The organism is Mucilaginibacter sp. P2_A4 (assembly GCF_056405015.1).
Genome location: NZ_JBFUCX010000004.1, coordinates 175,693 through 199,322 on the forward strand (window position 1 = coordinate 175,693; position 23,630 = coordinate 199,322).

A 23,630-nucleotide genomic window follows, 5' to 3' on the forward strand; every position below is an offset into this window, starting at 1 on the left:
GGCCATAAATATTATACAAAAAATGAATAATTTTGAAGTCGTCCCTGCATGGTCAACAAACCGGTTAAACCAGACAAATGGAAGCTAAAGAAATACTAAAACAGCATATTACCAAAACAGCACCATTGACCGATGAGCAGTTTGATTATCTTTTTACCTATTTCAAACCGCAATCTTTCAAAAAAGGCCAGGTATTGATCAGCGAAGGTGAAAAGGTAGATCACGAATACTTTGTGATTTCCGGTTGTTTAAAAGCTTTTTTCATTAACGACGAGATCAAAATGTACATTCTGCAGTTTGCTATGCCTACCTGGTGGACCTCGGATTACGGCGCTTTATACAACCAGACCAAGGCCACCATTAATATAGATTGTATTACCGACGCAGAAGTACTTTGCCTTTCTAATCATGACCGCGAAAAAATATGCAGCGAACTGCACCAGGCCGAACATTTTTTTAGATGGAGGACCAACAGAGGGTACCTCGCTTCGCAAAAAAGACTGCTATCATTTATGAATAATGATACCAAGGCCCGTTATGAAGAATTGCTGTCATTATATCCCCAGCTGTATAACCTGGTACCCAAACACCTTATAGCAGCTTACCTCGGCGTTTCCAGGGAAACGTTGAGCAGGCTTTATAACGCCCATAAATAAGCCGCCTACGAATGTGATATACATCACGTAGCTACCTGAAGTTTCCTCCTTTCCTTTGTACTATCAAATCATTAACGATTGATAACATAAAGAAATGGAAACTAAAAAATTTGCAGTCGCAAGTGCTCAAAGCGACATAGACTGGACCGGCAGAAAAGTAACCGGAGCTCACAATGGTACCATCTCCATTAAAGGAGGCACACTTACCCTGAATGATAACAGGCTTAGCGGTGGAAACTTCATCATTGACACCACCTCTATAAAAATACTGGACGTTACCGATCCGGCTACCAATGCTCAGTTTGCAGGTCACCTGTTCTCTGAAGATTTCTTCGCTACAGAAAGCTTCCCTGAAGCCACATTTAACATTACCAGTACCGACTATATAAGCGATGGTAAATACCAGATAGGTGGTGATTTAACTATTAAAGGCATCACCCACCCTGTTAGCTTCACTGCAGATGTACTTATTACAGATAAGGCTATCACTTCATCGGGCAAAATTGTTGTTGATCGTACCAAATACAACATGAAGTTCCGTTCGGGCAATTTCTTCACCAACCTGGGCGATACACTCATCTACAATGAGTTTGAACTTGATGTGAAATTAACAGCCCTTGCTGCTCTTTAATTCAACAGCCTAACAGCTGAAAACAACTTTCAAAAACAATTTTAAATAAGATCATGAAAACACAAACAGTTATAGTAACCGGCGCCTCAACAGGGATTGGCAAAGCCATCGCCGAGATATTTTTACAACACGGACATAACGTAATTATTAACGCTGCCAATGAAAACAATTTAAAGGCAACCTTTGATGAATTGGGCAACCACGACCGCTTAGCCATGGTAACCGGCGACATCAGCAAACCGGCAACAGGCCAGTTACTTGTTGATACAGCGGTAGCACGCTTTGGGGCAGTTGATGTACTGGTAAACAATGCCGGCATATTTGAACCGAAACAATTTTTAGATGTAGATGAAGCCCATCTTGACCGCTTTTTAAATATTAACCTAAAAGGCACCTACTTCACCAGCCAGTCGGCCATCAGGCAAATGCTGGTACAAGGCGAAGGTTCGATCATCAACATCGGCACGGTATTGGTTGACCATGCTATTGGCGGTTTCCCTGCTACAGCCCCAATTTCAAGCAAAGGCGGGATCCATGCTTTAACTAAACAACTGGCTACAGAATTTGGAAAAAATAACATCCGCGTAAACGCCATAGCACCGGGTATTATCAGAAGCCCGTTACAGGCTAAAACAGGCGTAAGCGATGCCGATAGTCTTGCCGGCCTTCACTTACTTAACCGTATTGGCGAAACCAGGGATGTTGCTGAACTGGCCCTTTACCTGGCAGGCAGCAATTTTGTAACCGGCGAAATTATCAACCTGGATGGCGGGCACGTATCTGGTCACCATATTGCATAACGATCTGATAAAGCAAATAGATAAACAGCCATGCAAAAGAGACAAATAACCCTTTGCATGGCTGTTCATCACAAAAACGAAAAACAATGAACACTTATAGAGATAATGCAAAGGCCGTAGCAGCAGTATTATCCACCTACTTCGATGGCATTTTTTACGGGGATATAGCGCGGCTCCGCGGTACCTTTCACCCGCAGGCACTGGTAGCCGGCGATATAAACGGCCAGCCCTATTTTAAAACCCTTGATGAGTACCTGGAAGGTGTTAAACTTCGTAAAAGCCCGCATGAACTGAATGAAACATTCGGTATGAAGGTATTGGCAATAGAAATTATCAACTCCATAGCTTTTGCTAAAGTTCATGTACCTATGTTTGAGTTTAATTATTATGACCTGCTTTCGCTAAACAAGATTGATGGTAAATGGGTTATTGTTAACAAATTATTAACGCATGTAAATGTTTAAGCCATGTGGAACCAAACAAAAATTACCCAACTTTTAGGCATCAAATATCCTATATTGCTGGGCCCCATGGGTGGGGACTTTTCAACACCCGAGCTTTTAGTAGCAGTATCAAACGCAGGCGGACTGGGAAGCCTTGGAGCTTACACCCTCACCCCCGAACAAATATTGGAAACCAGCCAAATCATCAAAACCAAAACAGATAAACCCTATAATATTAACCTATGGGTATCTGATGTTGATGAACGCCTGACCAATTTCTCTGCAGAAAGCTTACAAAAAGTGGAGGCATTGTTTAAGCCTTATTTTGATGAGCTGGGCATCCCCATGCCAGAATTGAATACCAATATTCCATCCAAATTCATGAAGCAGGTAGAAGCTATCTTCCAGATAAAGCCAGCTGTATTCAGCTTTATATTCGGAATTCCGCCAAAAGAGATACTGGATGAAGCACGCAGATTAGGTATTAAAACCGTAGGCGCGGCCACTACTATTGATGAAGCATTAGCTTTGGAAGAAGCGGGCGTGGATGCTATAGTTGCCGCCGGCTTTGAAGCAGGAGGTCACCGCCCATCATTCTTACGACCGGCTTATGATTCTTTAACCGGAACATTTGCCCTGGTTCAACAATTGAAAAGCAAAGTAAAAACACCCATCATTGCCGCGGGTGGTATTGCAGATGGTAAAGGCGTTGCGGCTGCATTAACACTGGGTGCCGATGCTGTACAGTTAGGAACAGCCTTTTTAATTACTGATGAATCAAACGCCACACCTGTTCATAAAGCCCGGCTAATGTCCGACGAAGCTAAATATACGGTACTATCCAAATCCTTAACCGGCAGAATGGGCAGAATGATCCGTAACCGCATTACCGAAGAGGTTAAATACGAAACCGAAGTACTGCCATTCCCGCTCCAAACCCGCCTGATGGGACCTTTAAGGGCGGCTGCAGTTGCCCAGGGTAAAACAGACATGATCAATTTTTGGTCGGGACAAAATGCAGTTAATTTAAAACATACCAAAGCGGCAGAGTTAATGCAGGCACTGGTAACAGAAACACAGCTTATCCTTCAGCGTTGACCGGACTGAGGTAAGCCCCTATTTCGCCGGCTATTATAAACATGGGAATAGGGGTTGCCCGGATAGCTATGCTAATTATATTTTCTTTGGCTTTGAATTATTAAAAATAGACGAAACCTCCTTCAAGGTGGTCGCATAATACAAACCAGCGATAAAAGACTTCGGCTTTGAAGCACCAGGAGCAAAAAAAAGCACGGTAGTACTCAAAACTACCGTGCTTTTATATTACAGCAAACTGAATTTAATCAGCAGATTCATTTTTTAATAAAAAGCGAAGCGGGCTAATTGGGCCGAGTGGAATGAAATCAAACTCCATCATGCCGGCTATACCTAAAGGCAGTTTTTCCAGAAGCCGGTGTGCTTCGGCGGGGCTTGTAACGTTCATGATGAATACCACTCCGCTGATATCCGGTTTAACGTACCACTGCTCAATGGCGCCGGTTAGATAAAGGTTTACCGTGGCGGGCACTTCTTTGATCATTACCGGAAGCCTGTCGCTCTTTATTAATCCTTTTTCTGTCCAGCTGCCTATGGCCAGTATTTTTGTTGTTGAAGTACTTAGGTCTACTAAATTTTCTGCACTGCTATTTTCTGTGTTCATAATATATTTATTTAAAATGTGTTAATTTTTGTTTTTGATTAATTTTCTGATGTTGACTATGTGAGCCAGTAATGCAATGGGCACAATAAAACAAGGAAGCCATACAAAGGGGAAATAGAACAAGGCAACGTTAGGCTGATCGAAGGCAAGCTTTTGGAAATCAAACGGCGCTGATAATATCGCGGTAACAACAATATTGGCCAGTAGTAATAAACAAGCAATATTCCAGGCCAGCAGCGCGCTCCTGCCAATTGCATTTTTGATGTATCCCCAGTAATAAATCAACGGCGCGGTTAGCCCGCACAGGATATCAAAGTTTCGGCCCTCAAAAGTCATAATTCCAGGTACCGCCTTATGCAGGAATAACCAATATAAGGTGAGCTCTACCGGAACCCTCACAATATGGATCAGTGTCAATGTTTTTGCATCAAAGCCATCCATCAACAGCCTGCCTTTTTTTGTAAGGAACAGAATTACAATCAGCACTACCGGCGGCATGAGTAACAGCGCGAACCTGGGAGGAGTGCCGCCGCTGATAAGGTAAAACCCTAATAGGCCGATTGCTGCCTGTAACACAAGCCACAGCAGCATGGTGATAATTACGGGTTTGGAATGATTGCTGGCTTTGTACATCAACGCCACGGTGAGTAACGTGGTGAGTACAAATATTACTGGGATATAGATTGGTAAATGTTCCATCGTTTTGTTGTTTTGATGAAACAAAGGACGGGAAACTACAACCGCGGCATCTTGCCAAATGACAAGAAATGATAATGTGTTTATTTTTTTGAAAGGGTGGCCCTTATCCTGCTTAATGAGGTATCTGTAATGCCAAGATAGGTTGCAATGTTTTTTAACGGGGCGTGCTGAAATATCTCCGGTTTGGTTTTTAATAAAGTGGCATAACGCTCTTCTGCCGTTTCGGTAATTGTAGAAAGCATCCTGTTTTTGAGTTCCGAAAATCCTTTTACCAGCATCGATCGTCCAAACTCTCTAAATTCGGGTAAAGAATGGAAAAGGTCATTTAACTGCTTATAGGTGATAAACCAGCCTTCGCAATCTGTTAAAGCCTGTATGTTTTCTTTTGATCTCGTCCGGTTGAAAAATGAAGCCACTTCAAAAATGATCTGTCCCGGCGCGTAAAAATTAGTAGTTATCTCATTTCCCTCAATATCGAAGGCAAAGGCTCGCATATAACCCTTGTCTAGAAATAAATATTCATCGGCTATCTTATCTTCGGTAAGCAGGAAATGATTTTTTGCAATAATCTTTTGTTCAAACCTATCGGCGAGTTCTTTAGCCATAGATAATGAAACCAGGTTGCTGTTGTGAAAAAAAGCAGAAAGGTGTTCTTTACTCATCAGATAAATTAGCTTAACGAATATAACTAAATTTTGGCAGGCATAATATTTCAACATCCCAAGCCCTTTTGTTTGACAGATTTCATAGTATTTTTTTATTTTTGCCTGCGCAATTAAAACACCGCTGTATGTAATAGCTAATTTCTTTCCGGGAAAATAAACAGGACCCTTATCTGGCTCCTGTAATTATTCACTCTTTTAAAAGAAATTATGCTTATTCTGCAAGATGTTGCTTACATACATCCCAATAGGGATTTGTTGTTTGCTGATATTAACCTCGTTATCAACAAACAAGATAAAATAGCCTTAATTGGCAATAACGGTATAGGGAAATCTACCCTGCTGAAACTTTCGGCCGGAAAATTACAGCCTTCAAACGGACTCATAAAAACTGCCACCAGGCCATACTATGTGCCACAGATTTTTGGCCAGTATAATGATTATAGTATTGCCCAGGCCCTTGAAATTGACGCGAAATTAAATGCCTTATCAGAAATTCTTGACGGCAACGTAACCGATACAAATATGGCATTGCTTGATGATGACTGGGCAATAGAAGAACGTTGCAGAGAAGCTTTGGCGCATTGGGACCTTGAAGAATTAGATCTCTCTGAAAAAATGGGAACACTGAGCGGCGGACAAAAAACGAAAGTTTTTTTGGCAGGTATAATCATGCACCGCCCCCAAATAGTTTTACTGGATGAACCAAGCAATCACCTGGACAGCGCCAGCAGGGCCATCCTTTACAATTATATCGAAACCAATTCCAACACGTTGGTGGTGGTAAGTCACGACAGGACCCTATTAAATCTCCTGAATACGGTTTGCGAACTCAGCAAACACGGCATCACAGTATACGGTGGCAATTATGATTTTTACGCCGAGCAAAAAATGATTGAAAGCGATGCTTTAAACCAGGATGTTAAAAGTAAAGAAAAGGCGCTCCGTAAAGCAAAGGATACCGAAAGGGAATCATTGGAACGGCAGCAAAAACTGGATGCCCGGGGAAAGAAAAAGCAGGAAAAGGCGGGGCTACCCACCATCTCTATGAATACATTCAGAAACAATGCAGAGAAAAGCACCTCGCGGGTAAAAGGGGTACATGCAGAAAAAGTGGGTTCAATTTCGCAGGAGTTAACGCAATTGCGGAGCGATTTACCGGATCTCGGCAAAATGAAGATGGGGTTCAACAATTCCGGGCTTCACCGGGGGAAGGTATTGATTGATGCAAAAAACATCAACTTTGGATACGCCAATCAATTGCTTTGGCAACAGGCGCTGAATTTCCAAATCAGGAGTGGCGAACGTATTGCACTTAATGGAATAAATGGCTCTGGTAAAACAACGGTAATAAAAATAATTTTAGGTGAGTTAGAGCCGCTTGCAGGAACCATTGACAGGGCCGCTATCAACGCTATTTACATTGACCAGGACTACTCACTGATTGATAATAAGCTTAACGTTTATGAACAGGCCCAACAATTTAATTCGGGTGCATTACAGGAGCATGATATTAAAATTCGCTTAAACCGTTTTTTATTTACCAAGGACTATTGGAGCAAACCCTGTAAAGCGCTTAGTGGCGGGGAGAAAATGCGATTGATGCTTTGCTCTTTAACAATAGGCAGGGAGGCACCCGATGTTATTATATTGGATGAACCCACCAATAACCTGGATATTCAGAACATTGAAATTTTAACCTCCGCTATTAATGAATATAAAGGAACGCTCCTTGTGGTATCTCACGATGAGTTTTTTCTGAAGCAAATAAATATCGAGCGTTCCATGGATATTGAATAAGGAAGTGATCTAAAAAGGTACCCGGCGATTGAATACTGCTGGGTACTGAATATTGATTATCATCTAACCCCGATGCATTGCCCAATTATCTATTTTATTGCAGCATTCTTTCCCGGGTGAAAATCAGCTATTGTTGTAAAATATTGTAAAGATAAAACCCAGGTAATTGTGATGAACAGCGTAAGTTTCTGTAAAATGGGCAAAACCTCCAGGTAGCTGCTGGTATAATAGACATACTCTGAGCAATAAAAAGCAAGAAGACAAATGGTGGAAATAATTTTAAATAAAAGCAACCTGGATTTGTATACAAATACGGTAATATAAAACATACTTACCAGGGCCATGGTGCATGCTATAGTAACCATAATGTCGTGATATGGAGTCACGGCTAAAAATGCAAATATCATTGCACCGGCTCCAAAGTATCTAACTATTTTGGCTGCGCCCTTTGTTGGGATTTTCTTTGAAATTTCGATAAAAAATAAAGCAAAACTGGCGCTAAGGAACAACATGCCGAAAATAGCCCAAATCCGGGATCCGTTGTTTAAGCCATTAACCGCTTTTTGGCCAAAGAGGTTACTCAGGTAGTTGTTTTTCCAGTCGTAACCAATGGAGTTTTTGTCGTGTTGAGAGCCGCCCGGATAATACAGTGTAGCTACCAGCAGCAGTAATAAAGAAATGATTATTCCAATTAAAATCGAGTGTTTTCTAAGCATACAATATCGGTTTAGAATATGCCAAAGCAGCCGCTTTATTTAGTTTTTATGAGATCCTTTTGTGCAAAACTGCTAATTCCTAAATATACAAAAATCGGGAAAGGAAATAGCATATTTGTTTAACCAACCATCACCGTTATGTATCCAGTTCAGTTTTTGTTCCGCATTGCCAAAACCGTGGCTGTTGCCGCTATCGCCTTAATGACTTTACTGGTTGTTATTGGCAATATAACCGACTATTTCACCAATTACCATTTTGTGGAGCATGTAATGAAAATGGATACTATTTTCCCGGGCAGCCATTTGTATTACAGGCATGTGGAGAGTCCATTTCTTTTTCATGCCGGATATATTATCCTTATTGCGATGGAAGCTTTGATGGCATTTTGCGGCATTAAGGGAAGCTGGCTGCTTTTCAAAAACTTAAAATCAGATGCTTCGGTGTTTCATGCGTCAAAGAATTGGGCTATCGCGGCAATTATTATTGGAATAATAATCTGGTTTTTAGGCTTTGAAGTGGTGGGCGGTGAATGGTTTGCGATGTGGCAAAGCTCCAGTTGGAATGGCTTAGGAGCCGCAGAACGAATTGTCAGCTTCCTGGTCCTGGTTCTTATTCTGCTGCATTTAAAAGAGGAGTAGTGATCAATGGTAATTACTGAGCGGAAAGTAATTCTATAATTAACAGTCGACCCGCAATCAACCTTAAAAAGTTGGATTTTTAGTTTGATGATTAGGGCTATTTTAAAAAAGCACCAAAAGTGAGGAATGTGAAATATTTAACCTTTATTCTATTAATGATAAGTTGCGGTCTTTGTAAGGGTCAGGGGGTAAAATTTAAGTTTTATCTTACTAAAGCTTGTGGTAACATAGAGGAATTGGACACCTCATACTATCTATCCCCAGTTAATCAATTGGATACATCATTTTTCCCTAAAGCAGGGATAACATATTTACCTAAAACCGGTCGTTATTTAATTGGCTTTAATAAAGGCCCCCTGTTAGATTCGTCGATTGTTGATATTAGAGACACTGGTTTATATATTTTAAGATATAAAGAGCCTGAAATTCAATTATTCATTACCGGCGCAACTGATAGGCCACCGATATATGTTAATTGTGAGCATCCAATTAACGGGTACCAAGAGGCCGTTTATCCAAATGGGAATTTGAAAATGCGCGGAAATTTTGTCAATGGCTATCAGAAAGACAGCTTGGTTACATTTTATCCGACAGGAAAAGTACAAAAACGTATTATTGTTTTAACTAAAATTATAAATATTGAGGAATATGATAGCTTAGGAAACTTAATTAAGGTAAGTCATAATCAGAAGAAATCATTTATGACTTATTGGGAATATGAATGGATAACCTATTTTCCGGATGGTAAAATACAGTCTAAAGAGTCATCAATTAAAAGAGTTATCAGAATCAAAGAGTTTTATCCGTCGGGGCAGGTAAAAGTAACGCAAACTAAAAAAAGCAGGATCGAGTATTACGAAAACGGGGTGAAAGCGATTACATATAATTGGAAGCATAAACGGGAGAAGTTTGGAGGGCAAATTTCAAAGAATTTCACGGTATGGACAGTTAAGTATGATGAAAAAGGGCAAATTTTGCAATCGGCTGTTTACGAAGAATGGAATTATTCTGATCCTCAACCCCAACTTGATATTTCAAGGGCAAACTGGATAAGAAGTATTCAGAAATATAAAGACGGCAATAAGATCTTTGCGATTCAAGATATCGATATAAAAGAATATTTTAAAGCCTATCCAAATGATTGATTAGGATATATGTGTCAATTCATGTAAAATGCATTGTGTTTTAGACGATAACCACGCAAATACGCTTTTTCAACTGAACGTTTAAGCAATGTAAATTGACCTTTTTAACAAGGCGTCGGGTTGTTATTCCGCGTTTCTTTGTGTTATCATTAAAACAAAGAAAACATGAAAACAATATTTATTACCGGTACATCCAGCGGCCTTGGGAAAGCGGCAGTTCATTTATTTCACAGCAAAGGCTGGAAGGTGATCGCCACTATGCGCGACGTAAGCAAGGGCAAAGATTTTGCCAGCCTGGAACGGGTCACTGTGTTGCCGCTCGATATTACTAAACCCGAGGAAATTAAAAACGCCGCCGCTGCCGCGATTGCTTTAGGAGATATAGACGTAGTACTTAACAATGCGGCCTATGGTGCAATAGGTCCGCTGGAAAGCGTAAGCGATGAGCAATTATTAAAACAGGTTGATACAAATTTGCTTGGTGCTATACGGGTTACGCAGGCATTTATTCCCTCCTTCAGGGAAAGGAAAAATGGGCTGTTTATTAATATCAGCTCGATAGCCGGCCTGATCACTTTTCCGTTTGATAGTTTATACCATGCCGTAAAATGGGGGTTAGAAGGATGGACAGAAGGAATGAGCTATGAACTGGCTGCCTTTGGCATTGGCATCAAAACAGTTGCGCCGGGGTTTATAAGAACTGAATTTGGATCAAATATGGTGCTTACAACTGCCGAACCCTATAAAGAATTAATGGACCATTACCTGGGTGTTGTAGCCGGTATGATGGATCCTAACGCAGGCGGTTCAACCGCCGAAGAAATTGCTGAGATAATATATGAAGCAGCAACCGACGGAAAGGACCAAGTACATTACACCGCCGGCGCCGACTCGAAAGAGATGCACGAACGACGTTTGCAGCTTGGTGCCGAAGCTTCAAGAAAAGAAATGTCGGCCATATTTTTAGGTTAAAACTGCGGCTCAGGGAACAGGGATGATGTAATTTGTACATTGGCCCTGTTCCCGTATATTTGATCATATGGCTAACACCACCAATCCGCGCATACCTCAAATTGTTTATTCCTGCGTTTCGAAAAGAATGGTGGAGGGTGAGCTTTTTATCCGGCAGCATGTGGTCGACTATATTATTTCGGGCACATCCGAGGTTTATTTTGGCGGCAAATCCCACCTGTTTAAAGCCGGCGACTTCCGTTTTGCCGTGAAAAACCGGTTGAGCAAGTTTGTAAAGCAGCCTCCGCCGGGCAGCGAATACCGCTCCATATCTATCTGTATTGATCACGCTACGTTGTTAGAATTGAAGGATCAATTTCAGCGTGGCATAACCGCTGCCGGCAGTCAGTACAACAATGTTTTTTTATTAAAACCCAACCACCTTTTTAATAATTACATTGACTCCCTGTTACCCTACCTGGAACACAGCCAGCACATGGATGGCGAATTGGTAAAAGTAAAAATAAAGGAAGCGGTATTGGTTTTCCTGGGCGCTAACCCGGAACTAAGGAACCTGCTGTTTGATTTCAACGAGCCGGGCAAAATAGATCTCCAGGCTTATATGAATGAGCATTATCAATACAATGGCGATCTTCAGCACTTTGCTTATCTTACCGGCAGAAGCCTATCAACCTTTAAGCGCGATTTCGAAAAAATATACCATACAACGCCAAGTCGCTGGTTGTTACAAAAGCGGCTTGAAGACGCACATTACCTCTTAAAGGAAAAAAAGATCAAGGCCTCTGAAGTGTACCTGGAGGTTGGTTTTAAGGATTACGCGCATTTCTTTGTGGCCTTTAAAAAGTTATTTGGTTTAGCGCCATCAATGGTTTAGGCTAAAACAAATTCGCCATAAGGGATTTTGTATAAATATTTAGTTATACATTCTGCCATAGTGTTCGGAAGAAGTAAAAAAAGCATGGCAATGTGCGATTCCTTCCTCGGGGAAGGGAAGGTAGGGGTTAAATCAGGCGTTCAAGTAACGTTGTAGATGGTAATGTCGGTGAAATCCATAGTGCTGCCCCATAATCCCGGTGCAACTATAGCGTAATTATTAGGGCGTTGCCTACGGCCCAAGCTTTCCCCTCATACGCCTGCAGGCATTACGCGCCAGGCCGGTACCCGGTACAATCCTTAACGCGAAGATCTCTCATTTCAAAGAAAGGTTCTTACATTCAGCTACTGCTAGTTAACTACCTATTCGTTAAAAATCTAACCATAAAGTCACGAGTACTCTGCCCTCATTCCCTTGGCTGCATACTCGCGCCAGATGGTGTTTTGTTTAGGATAAATATATAAACGGGTTACTATTTTGCAAACTACAGGCATAGTGGTTCGAAGTCGGGGACTTCGAACAGCGGGGTTACGCAACCGAACTCAGTAATAATCCCAACACATTCAACCGTTATTATTTAAAAGTGATATTTTTATACCATGTTAGACAGCACAACAGAGATAGAATTATTACGCACGACATTGGGCTCTGCCGGTATGAAAGCCGATGCATTTGATCTGTCGTTGCCGCATTGGAAACTAAAACAGTATAAAAAAGGCGAGTTCTATAATGAATATAAAAATATTTGTAAGCACCTGGGGTTCATCATCAGCGGGGTGTTTAGAATCTATCGCGTAAATGGAGAAACAGGTGAAGAAAAGAATATGCTTTTTTTTACAGACCATCAATTTGTAGCTTCTTATAAAAGTTTCTTAACCCAAACTTCGTGCGACTATTATACAGAAGCAATGGCTGATTCATTAATATTATACATACATATCGATCATCTTAACGAATTGTATGAGCAATCTCATCAATGGGAACGGTTTGGCAGGATGGTTGCCGAAAAAGCCTTTTATGAGGTAATGGTTAATACAGAAGGGTTCTTATTTAAAACTCCGGAGGATCGCTACCGGGAAATGATGGAAAAGCATCCGAATATTTTTAATGCTGTACCGCTTTATCATATTGCCTCCTATCTGGGCATCCAGGGACCATCCTTGAGCCGGATCCGGAAGCGAATGGTAGGCAAATAAATCTTATACTATTCCATTCTCCTACAATTGTTACCCGGTTTATCAATAAGTCCTTTCAATGGGTTATTCTATTGGCGTACCGCGTACAAAAAATCTTTTCAAATTTTCGATTTTAACCTGGGTTAAAATTATCCCGCCGGCTTACCCCGATGTTTGTGCTGTCCTAAACAATTAGGCATTAAACAAAATGAAAACAGCAATAATAGTTATGGCAATGAGTATATTAGGTTTTACTGCTCAAGCCCAAAAAACAAACAACAAAAATTCAGCAACTATCGTCCTTGTTCATGGAGCCTGGTCTGATGCAACAGCATGGCAGGCCGTTGTTCCGTTATTAAAAGCCCAGGGGCACGAAGTGATTGCAGTAAACTTGCCAGGTCACGGAACCGACACCACCTCATTTGCCAAAATCAGTTTACAATCCTACGTTGATGTTGTAAAGAATGCAATTGGCGACAGGAAAAATGTAGTTTTAGTAGGCCATAGCATGGCTGGTTTGGTTATCAGCCAGGTGGCAGAAGAGATCCCCGGCCAAATAAAAGAATTAGTTTACCTTGCTGCTTACTTGCCCAAAAATGGAGAAAGCTTATTATCCCTTGCAAAGCAGGATGCAGACAGTCATGTTAGTAAATATTTACAAATTGATCAGACCACTGGTTCCGCAAACATTGCTAAAGATGGTATAATTGATGTATTCGCGGCCGATGCTCCTGCACAGATAAACGACTTTATTATCAATAGCGTTAAAGCAGAACCTTTAGCACCATTGGCAACACCGGTTACATTAAGCAACGAAAAATTCGGCAGTGTAAAAAAAGTATATATCCACACTGCGAATGACCATGCAGTTAGCTTTCCATTACAGGAAACAATGGTGAAAAACAGTCCGGTTAGTAAAGAATATTCATTACCAAGCAGCCATACCCCATTTATATCAATGCCCGGTAAATTAGCCGCCATTTTGCTGACAGCATCAAAATAAAACAAAGAAATACAATACCAGCAAAAAGGCTGTCTTCGAAATGAAGACAGCCTTTTTGTTTAAACTTTTATCGGATATAAATCTTAGCGAATAAATTTCACGCGGCAGGGATACGGTACACCTTTTTGTGATGCGGGACTACAAAACCTGAATCCTTTCATGGGGGATTTGTATTGTTCGGCGGGGTTGGAGGAATAATTAGGCTAACCCACGTAATATTTCTAATTTATTACCTGGCGCATTTGGAGATAAAAAATCGGTAATAGTATTTTCGCTTCTTCTCGGACGGCTAAGAAACTCAACCGGCCATTCTGTCAATCGTTGCTCCTTAATATGTATATAATTACCGGGTTCGGGTTCATCTATATATTCTTCCTGTAAAATAAGAGCCAAAGGCTCTTCAGATCCTGGGTTTTCTTTTGAAAACTCAAGCGCTTCCTCATAGTTTTCAAAAACATAATAATAATCGTCGCCTTCGTAAATATCAGGAGATCCATCATGAGGGTGGCACCAAACCCGGTATTCCAATACTTCATCCCAAACATAACCTCCGCCTGATTTACCCAATGCTGGATACGTACCGACTAACTCTTTGTTTTTAACTCCTGGATAATGTGACATTTAACTGTTTTCAATATTACCACCAAGTTAAAAAAGAAATCCAATAAAAAAGCCTCCAGATTTTCATCTGAAGGCTTTCAAATAACTCACCAACGGTGCGTCATTCAGTGGTCTCGTCCAAATTAACTCGTGGGATGAAACCCGGGACGCCGGTCTTCACCACTGCATTGTATCGCTGCCTGGTTTTAATGCGGTTGATTTCCTCAAACGCGTCTTCGGACAAGGGAGAGACGTCGAAATTCTCTCGTGCGCGGGCGGCAGTTCTGGGCGTGGTAAGCAAAGCCGTGCCACGCTGCAGTGCCCAGGCCAATAGCACTTGGGCCGGGGTTTTTCCAATCCGTGCAGCAATCGCCAAAACAACTGGGTCTTCAAGCGGCCCCGGCCTCATTCCATGACCCAATGGCGCAAAAGCCAAAAACGTTATGCCTTTCTCCTTGCAGAATTCCAGGAGTTCTGTTTCCGGCAGATATGGGTGTGCTTCAACCTGGATCACGGCCGGCTTGATTCTCGCCGCTTCGTAAATGGGCAACAGTTCCTTCAGGCTGACGTCAGACAGTCCGATAGCCCTGCATTTGCCACCGTCTACAAGATTCTCCATCGCCCTCCAGGTGTCGAGCAAATTCACGCTGTGATCGTAAATGACATTACCCTTTTCATCGCGCGGGTCCTGCTCCTCCCCTGGTTGAAACGCAAACGGTGTGTGGATGAGATAAAGATCCAGGTAGTTGATCCGGAGTCTTTTCAAACTCGCCTCAAATGCCCCTTCAACAAACTCGGGCCTATGATTGGTGTTCCACAATTTCGTGGTGACAAAGATGTCTTCGCGGGCAAGTCCTTCAGCGGCAAGTCCTGCCTGCAAGGCCTCGCCCACTTCGCTCTCGTTCCGGTATCGTTCCGCACAATCGAAGTGTCGAAATCCAGCTTCCAGCGCGTCCCTGGTGGCTCTTATCGTCTCAGCCGGATCGGGAATTAAGGTGCCAAACCCGAGCAGCGGCATATGGAGGGGGTTATTTGTTGACTTCATTTTATGATACGTTTTTTATCTAAATTATTAAAATGGAAAACCTCATGTAATAACAGCATTGTGTTATCAGCTATTCCAGGATAAAGTTAGGTACGTATTTTCTTTTCAATTCACCTAAAGCGCCAAAGATTTGATGATTCCGGCCAGCTCCCGTTTCTTACTTTAAGATGATATTATAAGGCTTCTTTTTAACCATAACAGCCGATCGAAATAATGGTTGAGAAAAATTTCTATCTGATAACTTTAACGCGGCTCTATTTGTATGCTATTGCCGCGCTTGATGGTCCTGCTAACGGAACGATTGCGGTTGATTTAAACCCTACAATATTTGCCCAGCGGTTAAAGTCGGCAAATGTGTAATCAAATCCAGTTCCGGTTTCAATAAGCATATTCAAACTCATCATCATACCAAAAACGTTTTGCTTTCTTTCATCATCAATGATGCCCTCAATAGCCACAAATGCCCCGCCCACAGGGATTGCGTCATAAGCTTTTTTCATTAATGATAATTTATTTTCTTCGTCCCAATCATGCAGGATATTTCCCATTACAACAATGTCTGCATGAGGTATTGGCATGGTGAAGAAGTCACCGTTTGCAGTTTTTACACGATCTGATAACCCGAATTGCTGTATGGTAGCATTTGCAATAGGCTCAACCGGCGGCAGATCAAAACTTGTACAATGCATATGGGGATTATGCTTTGCAACCATAACTGAAAGCAACCCTGCCGAACCGCCCACATCAATCAGCGTTTTATATTTTGTAAAATCAAATTTTTGAGCAAAGGCTATAAAATTACCCATCTGGATACCGCTCATTGCATTGGTAAATTCGTTCAATTTTTCGGGGTCCTGGTACATCAAACCGAAAAAATCCTCGCTCCTTTTTGCTTCGTTTTGCGGAAGTCCGGTAAGCAACCCCTCGCCCAGGTTACCCCAAAATGCATATAAACGATTGTTCATCATTTCAAGGATACCCCCAATATATGATGGTTTGTTTTTATCTAAAAATGTATCTGCATCCACCGTATTTGAATAAATGGCTGTATCCAAAATACCTTCCCGCTTTAAAAAACCAAACACGGTTAAAGCATCTAAAAAATCATAAACATTCCTGTCTGTGCATTTAAGCTCTAAAAGGTCTTTTACATCTTTGGCCTTCATGGTTTTCTTTTTGGCAAGCGTGGTGAATAATTCAAAACTCACTGCAGTTAAAAGAATTTTTGAGGCCCAAAAGCCTGTGCCAATTTTCATAATGTTTTCAGGTGATGGCTGGTTAGTTTGCTGTTCCATTTTTTTCTTATTAATTATCAGTTTTAATAAATTGGTTTGCATTCCAGGAAATTCTGCCGGGGGGAGGGGGCAGAAATTAGGTTATCTAAAAATACGGTGATTTAATTTGATATAAGAATAAAGGCGTTTCAACTTTTTGCAAGCGTTTAGTTATTTTGCAGTTTTTATCAGTGGTGCAGCTTTTGATTATAACAAACCATTTTCTACAATTTAAAGAAGCTGGCGGTATTAGACATGGATTGAAAATGATTCAATTATGTTCAATACCGCTATTATAATAGTCAGCCAATTGATGTTAGCCAAATTCCAGGTGCTTTCTTTTCTAATGCTCATTTCTTTTTAATTGCTTTTTTATCTTTCGCTTTAGCGCAAATTTCCTTTAGTATCTTTTTTTGCTGGCTTGTTCCCGTTTTAAGAACCTGGTCAATTTGTCCGCGAAATGCATCTACAAATAGGCTATCGTTTTTAAAATCTCCAAAACAGGCGATTTTTTCTGCAGTTAAATCTTCTATTTCTTTTTTGTACGATGGGATATTCAATTTGTAAGTCAACGTTTTAGTATCCCATTCGTACCATGCACCGGCATCCCCTTTTATCAGAGAGATATCCGATGACTCCGACGCTGCGCTTTGATCTTTGGGTGTATAAAAGAAATCATAAACATAATTAATCATAAGCCCGTCGCTGTCATCTCCGCTAAACTTAAAATTCATTTTTACATTCTGATTCAGAAACGGTGACCATCCACAGGTATTGGCTTCGTTTACCAGTTCTAGGCAGCGGTAAACTTTATTGTTGATCAACTTATAAAAACTATAACCATCGGCATAAGTGCACGTACCTCTGCCATACAAATGCCGGCAGTAAAAAACCTTGTTCTTAGAAAAGTTATTGGCAACAGATAGCTCTGTCCCTTCGTTAAACATCCAAATATCTTCAAGATATAACAAATACCATTGGCCTTTAATTTGTTTAAACAGCCCCAGATAAGGCGACCCTATATCCCAGCCTAATAAACAGATCAGTTCTTCTCCGGGCTCGCCATCGAGGTTAACAAACATTGGATCAAGCACCCGGCCATAGTCCTGATCAATATGATATCCTCCCGGATTGATCAATGTATCCGGCTTTATAAAGCTTTCAAACCCATATAATAAGCCTTTGGTATTCCGGCTATAATCAAACCGGCTTATTTTTTCAATCCAGGCGTTCGAGACCTTTATTCTGACATTATAATTGCCATGATCACTTCTGTCCCGGTAAATATTTTTCTCGTTAACAACGTTTTGGTCGTGAGACGCACAACCGGTTAAACAAATTAATGAGGCCAAAAAAATGATAAGTAGGCGTGGCATAGGATGGCAAATAAATCAATATAAATATAGCCAATGTTATCATCTAACCTGACTTTACGCGCTCAGAAAATACTTTAAAAGCAAAAGAGCCCCTTAGCTTACACTAAAATGGCTCTTTTTATCTGTGGTCCTCAGAATACAAAACCCGAACTCATTTATGGCTGATTGGAATTATTAGATGTTGTTATAGATAGACAAGAAGTGGGGATATGCCTACACAGGTTAAAACATTAAATAACAGTATTGTCAATTTGCAATTTATTTCTGTTGCCTGAAATAATTGCAGATATTATGGTAAAAACGAGTCCGAATATAAAAGAGATTCCCGCTAAAATTATGAATTTATAAGACAAGTGAGCCCAATAGTTATAGTCGTTACCATAAACGGCTGCGCCACCAGCTAATGCATTTAAGGTTAATCCTAACCCACATAAAATTATGGAAATCAGATACAGGCACCATCCTAAAATAACAACTGTGCGTTTGCGTTTTGGTGCATTTTTAAAATCAAAAACCTTTTCGGCGAAACTTAAAGAGAAAACAAGGACGGCTGTAACCAGCGTTAGAAAGTGCAATCCCATATCCTTGGTTTCAAGGTAATTATACTTTAGGAACAATTCGGCAGAGGGACTCATAATTATTCGCTTTGCAATGCTGTTTCAAATTGTAAATAAATATAAGTATAAAACTATTGTATTACTAAAACATTCGACTTAGCGAAAAAAGCATTTAATGATTTGCAAATTATTAAATGCATCTCATTAAAATAGCTTTTTGTTTGTGCGGTGAGGGTTATCTTCAAGATTATTAAAGTATATATCCTAACTTAGTATTAACCTAAAATCACATGAAATACTGTCTGATATTTTTATTTTTAATAGCGTTGTTATCATCTTGTGATAAACATGCCCAAAGGAAAAATGAAATCACTAAAATTGAGATAGCTACTGGCGGGTGCTTTGGTCCTTGTCAATCGACTATTATAAGTATTGACAGTTCTCTCGACTATAAATATTTCGGGGGAGATACTTATTTCTCTTTACCTGCTGATGCCCCAAATGATGGAAAACTTAAAGGATATTATTTTGCAAGGATTAGTCCTGGTTTTTGGGATACTTTAAACATTAAGCTTGATGAAATAAATTATAAAAAACTCGATACGTCATACCAACATTCAGTTGACGACCAAAGTTTAGAAGTATTTATTCATTACAACAATAAAATAAAGCATATTAAAGCACAATCTGCAAGTTTACCAGATAGTGTTGCGCACATGTTTTACTACGTGATTAATAGTTATAAAATTATAAAACCCAAACCAACGAAGGATACTTTCAACTTTGAATCCGAAACTCAAAGGCCTATTCCAATACCCAATGTGCGTAACGTTAAATTTCCTCCTCCGTCCAAAAAGCTGTTGAAGAATTAATTACATTCAAAAGCCCTCAAATTTTCATCTAAAGAATTTCAGTAATCTCTCCCATTTATGGGTTAAAATGTGGTCCCGACGAGTCTGCCGAACTGGGATTTTTTGCCGCATCACACATGTATAATTAAAATTTTATTGCCTTTATCAGCCAATTTTTTAATCAAAAAAAATCAAGGCTAATTCTCACGTTTTAATTCTTGTAGCGAGGGCAATTGATAGTGAATATGGCATAAGTTGACAAATGTTGTGTTTTTATGTTAAAAAATTGGTTGCTTGAATCTGCTTCAAAAGTAATTTTACTCCTGCAAAGCTGCTACAATTCTAATCAAATAGCTGCTGAATTATAAACCAATAAAGCCGACCGGCAAGTTCTGTCAAAATTTCGATTTAAGTTGTTAAAGCTTGATCGACCTGTATACTATAGTTTAGTTGTATTCAGGAAACGTACAAACCGGTTCGACTCTACAATCGATTGCAAACCTTTTCTGAGCTATATTTATGAGAGAATAAACCAAAAAGATCTTGTTTTGCCGGTCACCGTTCGTGGCCCGCAGTAAACTACGCCGGCATCAATATCATGGATTCTATAACCAATTAATTCAATCCTGATACAGGCTACCGGTTAAGCAACCAATTAAGTAAACCACCTTTTATTAAACCAAATGAAGGCATCCTTATACGGTACGGTCAATAATTATGGATGAGTTTAATTCATCCATCACTTAACTATTACCAATACGGAGATCTGTTTGAAATAAGTGGTGACTCTTATCAGTTTCCCAACCAATGTTTTCAATTAACAAACCAAAATATGAAAAAAAAATATTTACTAAGCACTTTCATGAGAATGACGGTTATAATAGTATTTATAAGTATTACTATTATAAACTCCACGTTTGCGGCTAATGGCCTGGCTCATTTGCGGTATACAAATCCTGATGTAATAACATCAGACGTAAACAAGGTTATCACGGGTAAAGTAACCGACGAAACCGGTGAAGGATTACCAGGCGTAACGGTTACATTAAAAGGTACTACCACCGCGGTCGGAACTGATGCCAATGGCGCATTCCGCATTGAAGTTCCTAATGATCAGGCGGTACTTGTTTTTACTTTTATAGGATACGCTTCCAAAGAAGTTTCTGTTTCAGATAAATCTGTGATTAACGTATCCTTAAAGGGCGATTCTAAATCATTAAGTGAAGTTGTTGTTGTAGGTTACGGAACACAAAAGCGTGCCAATGTAACCGGCGCTGTGTCATCAGTAAGCAGCAAAACAATATCAGCGTTACCTGTTGGCGGTGTTGATCAGGCCTTACAGGGCCGGGTTGCAGGTTTAACGGTTACCAATAATGGTTCGCCAGGTACCGCGCCTATTGTACAGATACGCGGTGTTAGCTCAATAGGTTATGGAGTCGACCCCTTGTACATTATTGACGGTTTTCCGGGGTCTATCGGCGGACTTGATCCAAGAGACATAGAATCAGTTGATGTACTTAAGGACGCGAGCGCCGCAGCAATTTACGGTTCAAGAGCAACTAACGGCGTTATCATCATCACAACCAAGAAGGGATCCAGGGGCAAGGTTGTGTTAAGCTTCGATTCATACGCTGGATTTCAGGAGGTTACTAAAAAGTTCGACCTTCTTAATACAAACCAATATGTACAATACGAAAGGGCTTTAAACGGAGCCGCCGGTATTGGTGTTCCGCCGCGTTTACAACCGGCAAACTTTAATCTGCCCATCTATGCAGGCTCTTCGCAAACCTTCGCCCAAACCAATACAGACTGGCAGGACGCCTATTTCAAAAAAGGGCCTGTGCAACAGCATGCTGTTTCAATAAGCGGGGGGAATGAAAATTCACGCATATTTACTTCTGCCAGTTACTTTAATCAGGATGGTATTACCGTTGGAACAAATTTCAGCCGTAAAAGCTTCCGAATGAATTCTGATCATAACCTGAACAAGTTTATTACAATAGGCGAAACATTCAATGTTTCGGAAACCCGCCAACGTTTTGGGATCCCTCCAGGCAACAGAACGCCCCTTACCAACGTGATAAGGATGCAGCCATACTTACCTATTTACAATCCTAATAACAACGGCGGCTTTTTTGGCCCACAAAGCAGTTTTGACGGTGCCGACCCGGTAAATCCGATAGAACAGGCACTAATTAACGAAAACCGTAATTTTGGTGTTGGAATACGCGGCAACGCTTATTTAACGGTAAAGTTTACACCATGGCTGAAATTCAATTCCACTTACGGCCTTGATTACGGAACAAACAGGCAAGAACAATACACCCCAATATATAACGATGGTGGTACTTCAAGTAACCCGCTTGCTTCAATAACCGAAAATACCGGAAGCGGCACTACTACGCTATATACACAACAATTAACTTTCGATCACACCTTCGCCAGCAAACACCACGTTTCGGCTTTGGCAGTTTACGAGGTGCAAACCAACCGTGGCGATAGTCAAAATTCATTTGGTAACCAAAATAACAATATAATACGTACACTAAACAACGCCACAAACACCACTACCAATTACACTTATAGTACTAACGTTCTTCAGTCGTTAGTAGCCCGGGTTGGGTATGATTTTGAAGGGAAATATTTAATTTCCGGTTCAATACGTCGTGATGGCTTATCTGTTTGGGCTCCGGGCCACAAATATGAAAACTTCCCCGCGGCTTCGGTGGGCTGGAAGGTTGACCAGGAAAGTTTCATGAAGGATATTAAATCAATAAGCGAATTCAAAATTCGGGCCGGTTACGGCGTTACCGGGATAAACGGAACTGTATTGGGAAATTACCCTTACGTTTCCAATGTTTCTGCAGGTGGCACAACATATCCATTTGGCAATTTGGCAACAGGCGCTAACGCTGGTAACGGTTCTTTTTACACTGCATTAAGTAATTATTTTCTTCATTGGGAAATAACAAAATCAACAAACATTGGTTTTGACCTGGGCTTATTTCAAAACGCATTTACGCTATCGGCCGAGGTTTATAAAAGAAAAACCGATAACCTGATCTTGACTATACCTGTACCACCCAGCGAAGGAGTTGGCGCCCCATTGGGAAATGTTGGCTCGATGCAAAACACTGGTATTGAATTAACCGCAGGTTACCATAAAACCACCCACGACTTTAAATATGACATATCAGCTGTGTTTGGTTTAGGCAGAAATAAAGTTACCTCATTAACAGGAGCTGCAAACGGTGCGATAAGTGCCGGCGGCGATGCAGATTTTGGTGGTGGTGGTCCAATTACCAACACTTCCGTTGGCCAATCTATCCAGTATTTCTACGGTTATGTGGTTGAAGGCATATTCCAAAATGCATCAGATGTAACCAGCCATGCTACTCAAACAGGTGCAGCACCAGGCGATTTAAAATTTAAAGATATTAATCACGATGGCGTAATTGATGCTAAGGACAGGGTTAACCTGGGTAGTTACCTTCCTAAATTCACCTATTCATTAAATTACTCTGCCAGTTACAAGAATTTCGACCTTTCTTTATTTTTCCAGGGGGTATACGGCAATAAAATATTTAACGCCGAAAAAATCATCGCTCAAGGTATGTCCCGGTTATTTAACTCAGATGTTGCGGTGTTAAACGCCTGGACCCCCACCAATACCAATACCGTTATTCCGAGGGCTATTTCAGGAGACCCTAACTCGAATGTAAGGCCATCATCCCGCTGGGTTGAAAGCGGCTCATACCTTCGTTTAAAAAACCTCCAGTTAGGTTACAATTTGCCAATGCCGTGGCTTAAATCGGCCAGTAACAATTTAGTAAGCAAAGTAAGGATCTATTTATCATCAACAAACCTGTTCACCATTACAAAGTACACCGGGCTTGATCCGGAGGTAGGCTCCAAAAACGGAACGCTTACAAATGGTATAGACTATGGTCAATATCCTTCGCCAAGAGTGTTCCAGGCAGGTTTACAGGCAACATTTTAACAATCATTAAATT

Annotated in this window: 23 protein-coding genes; 14 read left to right on the top strand and 9 right to left on the bottom strand. The window is 40.7% G+C overall.

Annotated elements, in window-relative coordinates:
• Positions 1-77 precede the first annotated feature (77 nt).
• The 5 genes from AC1DYB_RS09740 (at position 78) to AC1DYB_RS09760 (ending at position 3,628) form a co-directional block, all read left to right on the top strand.
• Positions 78-656: a Crp/Fnr family transcriptional regulator gene (locus AC1DYB_RS09740; RefSeq protein WP_295714655.1), complete on the top strand. Its 579-nt coding sequence runs from the start codon at positions 78-80 to the stop codon at positions 654-656.
• A gap of 94 nt (positions 657-750) precedes the next feature.
• Entirely contained in the window at positions 751-1,287 is a 537-nt protein-coding gene (locus AC1DYB_RS09745) for a YceI family protein (protein ID WP_477434451.1), read from the top strand.
• Between the two features lie 53 nt (positions 1,288-1,340).
• Positions 1,341-2,087 carry an SDR family NAD(P)-dependent oxidoreductase gene (locus AC1DYB_RS09750; protein ID WP_477392159.1) on the top strand — a complete coding sequence of 249 codons (747 nt, stop codon included), beginning with the start codon at positions 1,341-1,343 and terminating at the stop codon, positions 2,085-2,087.
• Between the two features lie 86 nt (positions 2,088-2,173).
• Positions 2,174-2,551, top strand: a complete 378-nt coding sequence (locus tag AC1DYB_RS09755; protein ID WP_477434453.1) for a nuclear transport factor 2 family protein — start codon at positions 2,174-2,176, stop codon at positions 2,549-2,551.
• 3 nt (positions 2,552-2,554) lie between these two features.
• Complete coding sequence (locus AC1DYB_RS09760) at positions 2,555-3,628, top strand: NAD(P)H-dependent flavin oxidoreductase (RefSeq protein ID WP_477434455.1); 1,074 nt, start codon at positions 2,555-2,557, stop codon at positions 3,626-3,628.
• Positions 3,629-3,869: 241 nt separating this feature from the next.
• On the opposite strand, the gene AC1DYB_RS09765 is transcribed toward AC1DYB_RS09760, so the two are convergent.
• From AC1DYB_RS09765 to AC1DYB_RS09775, 3 genes are all read right to left on the bottom strand, one after another.
• On the bottom strand, positions 3,870-4,229 hold the full coding sequence (locus AC1DYB_RS09765) for a hypothetical protein (protein WP_477434457.1): 360 nt from the start codon (positions 4,227-4,229) through the stop codon (positions 3,870-3,872).
• A 21-nt stretch (positions 4,230-4,250) separates the two neighbouring features.
• Complete coding sequence (locus AC1DYB_RS09770; RefSeq protein WP_477434460.1) at positions 4,251-4,928, bottom strand: hypothetical protein; 678 nt, start codon at positions 4,926-4,928, stop codon at positions 4,251-4,253.
• A gap of 80 nt (positions 4,929-5,008) precedes the next feature.
• The gene (locus tag AC1DYB_RS09775; RefSeq protein ID WP_477434462.1) at positions 5,009-5,590 is read right to left on the bottom strand and encodes a Crp/Fnr family transcriptional regulator; all 582 of its coding nucleotides are present in this window, start codon (positions 5,588-5,590) and stop codon (positions 5,009-5,011) included.
• A 210-nt stretch (positions 5,591-5,800) separates the two neighbouring features.
• On the opposite strand from AC1DYB_RS09775, the gene AC1DYB_RS09780 reads away from it, so the two are divergent.
• Complete coding sequence (locus AC1DYB_RS09780) at positions 5,801-7,390, top strand: ABC-F family ATP-binding cassette domain-containing protein (protein WP_477434464.1); 1,590 nt, start codon at positions 5,801-5,803, stop codon at positions 7,388-7,390.
• A gap of 89 nt (positions 7,391-7,479) precedes the next feature.
• Here AC1DYB_RS09780 and AC1DYB_RS09785 read toward each other — a convergent pair whose 3' ends face one another.
• Complete coding sequence (locus AC1DYB_RS09785; protein ID WP_477434466.1) at positions 7,480-8,106, bottom strand: hypothetical protein; 627 nt, start codon at positions 8,104-8,106, stop codon at positions 7,480-7,482.
• Between the two features lie 138 nt (positions 8,107-8,244).
• Here AC1DYB_RS09785 and AC1DYB_RS09790 point away from each other — a divergent pair, with 138 nt between their 5' ends.
• The 6 genes from AC1DYB_RS09790 to AC1DYB_RS09815 all read left to right on the top strand — a co-directional run bounded on the left by AC1DYB_RS09790 (position 8,245) and on the right by AC1DYB_RS09815 (position 13,914).
• Positions 8,245-8,745 carry a DUF2165 family protein gene (locus tag AC1DYB_RS09790; RefSeq protein WP_477434468.1) on the top strand — a complete coding sequence of 167 codons (501 nt, stop codon included), beginning with the start codon at positions 8,245-8,247 and terminating at the stop codon, positions 8,743-8,745.
• 272 nt (positions 8,746-9,017) lie between these two features.
• On the top strand, positions 9,018-9,890 hold the full coding sequence (locus AC1DYB_RS09795) for a toxin-antitoxin system YwqK family antitoxin (protein WP_477434470.1): 873 nt from the start codon (positions 9,018-9,020) through the stop codon (positions 9,888-9,890).
• Positions 9,891-10,055: 165 nt separating this feature from the next.
• The gene (locus AC1DYB_RS09800) at positions 10,056-10,862 is read left to right on the top strand and encodes an SDR family oxidoreductase (protein ID WP_477434472.1); all 807 of its coding nucleotides are present in this window, start codon (positions 10,056-10,058) and stop codon (positions 10,860-10,862) included.
• 67 nt (positions 10,863-10,929) lie between these two features.
• Positions 10,930-11,736 carry a helix-turn-helix domain-containing protein gene (locus AC1DYB_RS09805; RefSeq protein ID WP_477434474.1) on the top strand — a complete coding sequence of 269 codons (807 nt, stop codon included), beginning with the start codon at positions 10,930-10,932 and terminating at the stop codon, positions 11,734-11,736.
• A 599-nt stretch (positions 11,737-12,335) separates the two neighbouring features.
• Positions 12,336-12,932: a Crp/Fnr family transcriptional regulator gene (locus AC1DYB_RS09810; protein ID WP_477392172.1), complete on the top strand. Its 597-nt coding sequence runs from the start codon at positions 12,336-12,338 to the stop codon at positions 12,930-12,932.
• A 187-nt stretch (positions 12,933-13,119) separates the two neighbouring features.
• Positions 13,120-13,914, top strand: a complete 795-nt coding sequence (locus tag AC1DYB_RS09815; protein WP_477434476.1) for an alpha/beta fold hydrolase — start codon at positions 13,120-13,122, stop codon at positions 13,912-13,914.
• A gap of 198 nt (positions 13,915-14,112) precedes the next feature.
• On the opposite strand, the gene AC1DYB_RS09820 is transcribed toward AC1DYB_RS09815, so the two are convergent.
• The 5 genes from AC1DYB_RS09820 to AC1DYB_RS09840 all read right to left on the bottom strand — a co-directional run bounded on the left by AC1DYB_RS09820 (position 14,113) and on the right by AC1DYB_RS09840 (position 18,844).
• Positions 14,113-14,535: a hypothetical protein gene (locus tag AC1DYB_RS09820; RefSeq protein ID WP_477434478.1), complete on the bottom strand. Its 423-nt coding sequence runs from the start codon at positions 14,533-14,535 to the stop codon at positions 14,113-14,115.
• A 100-nt stretch (positions 14,536-14,635) separates the two neighbouring features.
• On the bottom strand, positions 14,636-15,559 hold the full coding sequence (locus tag AC1DYB_RS09825) for an aldo/keto reductase (protein WP_477434480.1): 924 nt from the start codon (positions 15,557-15,559) through the stop codon (positions 14,636-14,638).
• Between the two features lie 254 nt (positions 15,560-15,813).
• Positions 15,814-16,854, bottom strand: a complete 1,041-nt coding sequence (locus tag AC1DYB_RS09830) for a methyltransferase (protein WP_477434482.1) — start codon at positions 16,852-16,854, stop codon at positions 15,814-15,816.
• A gap of 329 nt (positions 16,855-17,183) precedes the next feature.
• Complete coding sequence (locus AC1DYB_RS09835) at positions 17,184-18,209, bottom strand: hypothetical protein (RefSeq protein WP_477434484.1); 1,026 nt, start codon at positions 18,207-18,209, stop codon at positions 17,184-17,186.
• Between the two features lie 230 nt (positions 18,210-18,439).
• Positions 18,440-18,844, bottom strand: a complete 405-nt coding sequence (locus AC1DYB_RS09840; protein WP_477434486.1) for a hypothetical protein — start codon at positions 18,842-18,844, stop codon at positions 18,440-18,442.
• A gap of 212 nt (positions 18,845-19,056) precedes the next feature.
• On the opposite strand from AC1DYB_RS09840, the gene AC1DYB_RS09845 reads away from it, so the two are divergent.
• Both AC1DYB_RS09845 and AC1DYB_RS09850 read left to right on the top strand, forming a co-directional pair.
• Positions 19,057-19,638, top strand: coding sequence for a DUF6438 domain-containing protein (locus AC1DYB_RS09845; protein ID WP_477434488.1), 582 nt, complete (start codon positions 19,057-19,059; stop codon positions 19,636-19,638).
• Positions 19,639-20,449: 811 nt separating this feature from the next.
• A complete protein-coding gene (locus tag AC1DYB_RS09850) occupies positions 20,450-23,617 on the top strand; it encodes a SusC/RagA family TonB-linked outer membrane protein (protein ID WP_477434490.1) in 3,168 nt (1,055 codons plus the stop codon).
• The last annotated feature ends 13 nt before the right edge of the window (positions 23,618-23,630 follow it).

What these genes read in the sequence shown, in the direction of transcription:
- AC1DYB_RS09740 (WP_295714655.1), top strand. Translation starts at nt 78, where the DNA reads ATGGAAGCTAAAGAAATACTAAAACAGCATATTACCAAAACAGCACCA.
- AC1DYB_RS09745 (WP_477434451.1), top strand. Translation starts at nt 751, where the DNA reads ATGGAAACTAAAAAATTTGCAGTCGCAAGTGCTCAAAGCGACATAGAC.
- AC1DYB_RS09750 (WP_477392159.1), top strand. Translation starts at nt 1,341, where the DNA reads ATGAAAACACAAACAGTTATAGTAACCGGCGCCTCAACAGGGATTGGC.
- AC1DYB_RS09755 (WP_477434453.1), top strand. Translation starts at nt 2,174, where the DNA reads ATGAACACTTATAGAGATAATGCAAAGGCCGTAGCAGCAGTATTATCC.
- AC1DYB_RS09760 (WP_477434455.1), top strand. Translation starts at nt 2,555, where the DNA reads ATGTGGAACCAAACAAAAATTACCCAACTTTTAGGCATCAAATATCCT.
- AC1DYB_RS09765 (WP_477434457.1), bottom strand. Translation starts at nt 4,229, where the DNA reads ATGAACACAGAAAATAGCAGTGCAGAAAATTTAGTAGACCTAAGTACT.
- AC1DYB_RS09770 (WP_477434460.1), bottom strand. Translation starts at nt 4,928, where the DNA reads ATGGAACATTTACCAATCTATATCCCAGTAATATTTGTACTCACCACG.
- AC1DYB_RS09775 (WP_477434462.1), bottom strand. Translation starts at nt 5,590, where the DNA reads ATGAGTAAAGAACACCTTTCTGCTTTTTTTCACAACAGCAACCTGGTT.
- AC1DYB_RS09780 (WP_477434464.1), top strand. Translation starts at nt 5,801, where the DNA reads ATGCTTATTCTGCAAGATGTTGCTTACATACATCCCAATAGGGATTTG.
- AC1DYB_RS09785 (WP_477434466.1), bottom strand. Translation starts at nt 8,106, where the DNA reads ATGCTTAGAAAACACTCGATTTTAATTGGAATAATCATTTCTTTATTA.
- AC1DYB_RS09790 (WP_477434468.1), top strand. Translation starts at nt 8,245, where the DNA reads ATGTATCCAGTTCAGTTTTTGTTCCGCATTGCCAAAACCGTGGCTGTT.
- AC1DYB_RS09800 (WP_477434472.1), top strand. Translation starts at nt 10,056, where the DNA reads ATGAAAACAATATTTATTACCGGTACATCCAGCGGCCTTGGGAAAGCG.
- AC1DYB_RS09805 (WP_477434474.1), top strand. Translation starts at nt 10,930, where the DNA reads ATGGCTAACACCACCAATCCGCGCATACCTCAAATTGTTTATTCCTGC.
- AC1DYB_RS09810 (WP_477392172.1), top strand. Translation starts at nt 12,336, where the DNA reads ATGTTAGACAGCACAACAGAGATAGAATTATTACGCACGACATTGGGC.
- AC1DYB_RS09815 (WP_477434476.1), top strand. Translation starts at nt 13,120, where the DNA reads ATGAAAACAGCAATAATAGTTATGGCAATGAGTATATTAGGTTTTACT.
- AC1DYB_RS09820 (WP_477434478.1), bottom strand. Translation starts at nt 14,535, where the DNA reads ATGTCACATTATCCAGGAGTTAAAAACAAAGAGTTAGTCGGTACGTAT.
- AC1DYB_RS09825 (WP_477434480.1), bottom strand. Translation starts at nt 15,559, where the DNA reads ATGAAGTCAACAAATAACCCCCTCCATATGCCGCTGCTCGGGTTTGGC.
- AC1DYB_RS09830 (WP_477434482.1), bottom strand. Translation starts at nt 16,854, where the DNA reads ATGGAACAGCAAACTAACCAGCCATCACCTGAAAACATTATGAAAATT.
- AC1DYB_RS09835 (WP_477434484.1), bottom strand. Translation starts at nt 18,209, where the DNA reads ATGCCACGCCTACTTATCATTTTTTTGGCCTCATTAATTTGTTTAACC.
- AC1DYB_RS09840 (WP_477434486.1), bottom strand. Translation starts at nt 18,844, where the DNA reads ATGAGTCCCTCTGCCGAATTGTTCCTAAAGTATAATTACCTTGAAACC.
- AC1DYB_RS09845 (WP_477434488.1), top strand. Translation starts at nt 19,057, where the DNA reads ATGAAATACTGTCTGATATTTTTATTTTTAATAGCGTTGTTATCATCT.
- AC1DYB_RS09850 (WP_477434490.1), top strand. Translation starts at nt 20,450, where the DNA reads ATGAAAAAAAAATATTTACTAAGCACTTTCATGAGAATGACGGTTATA.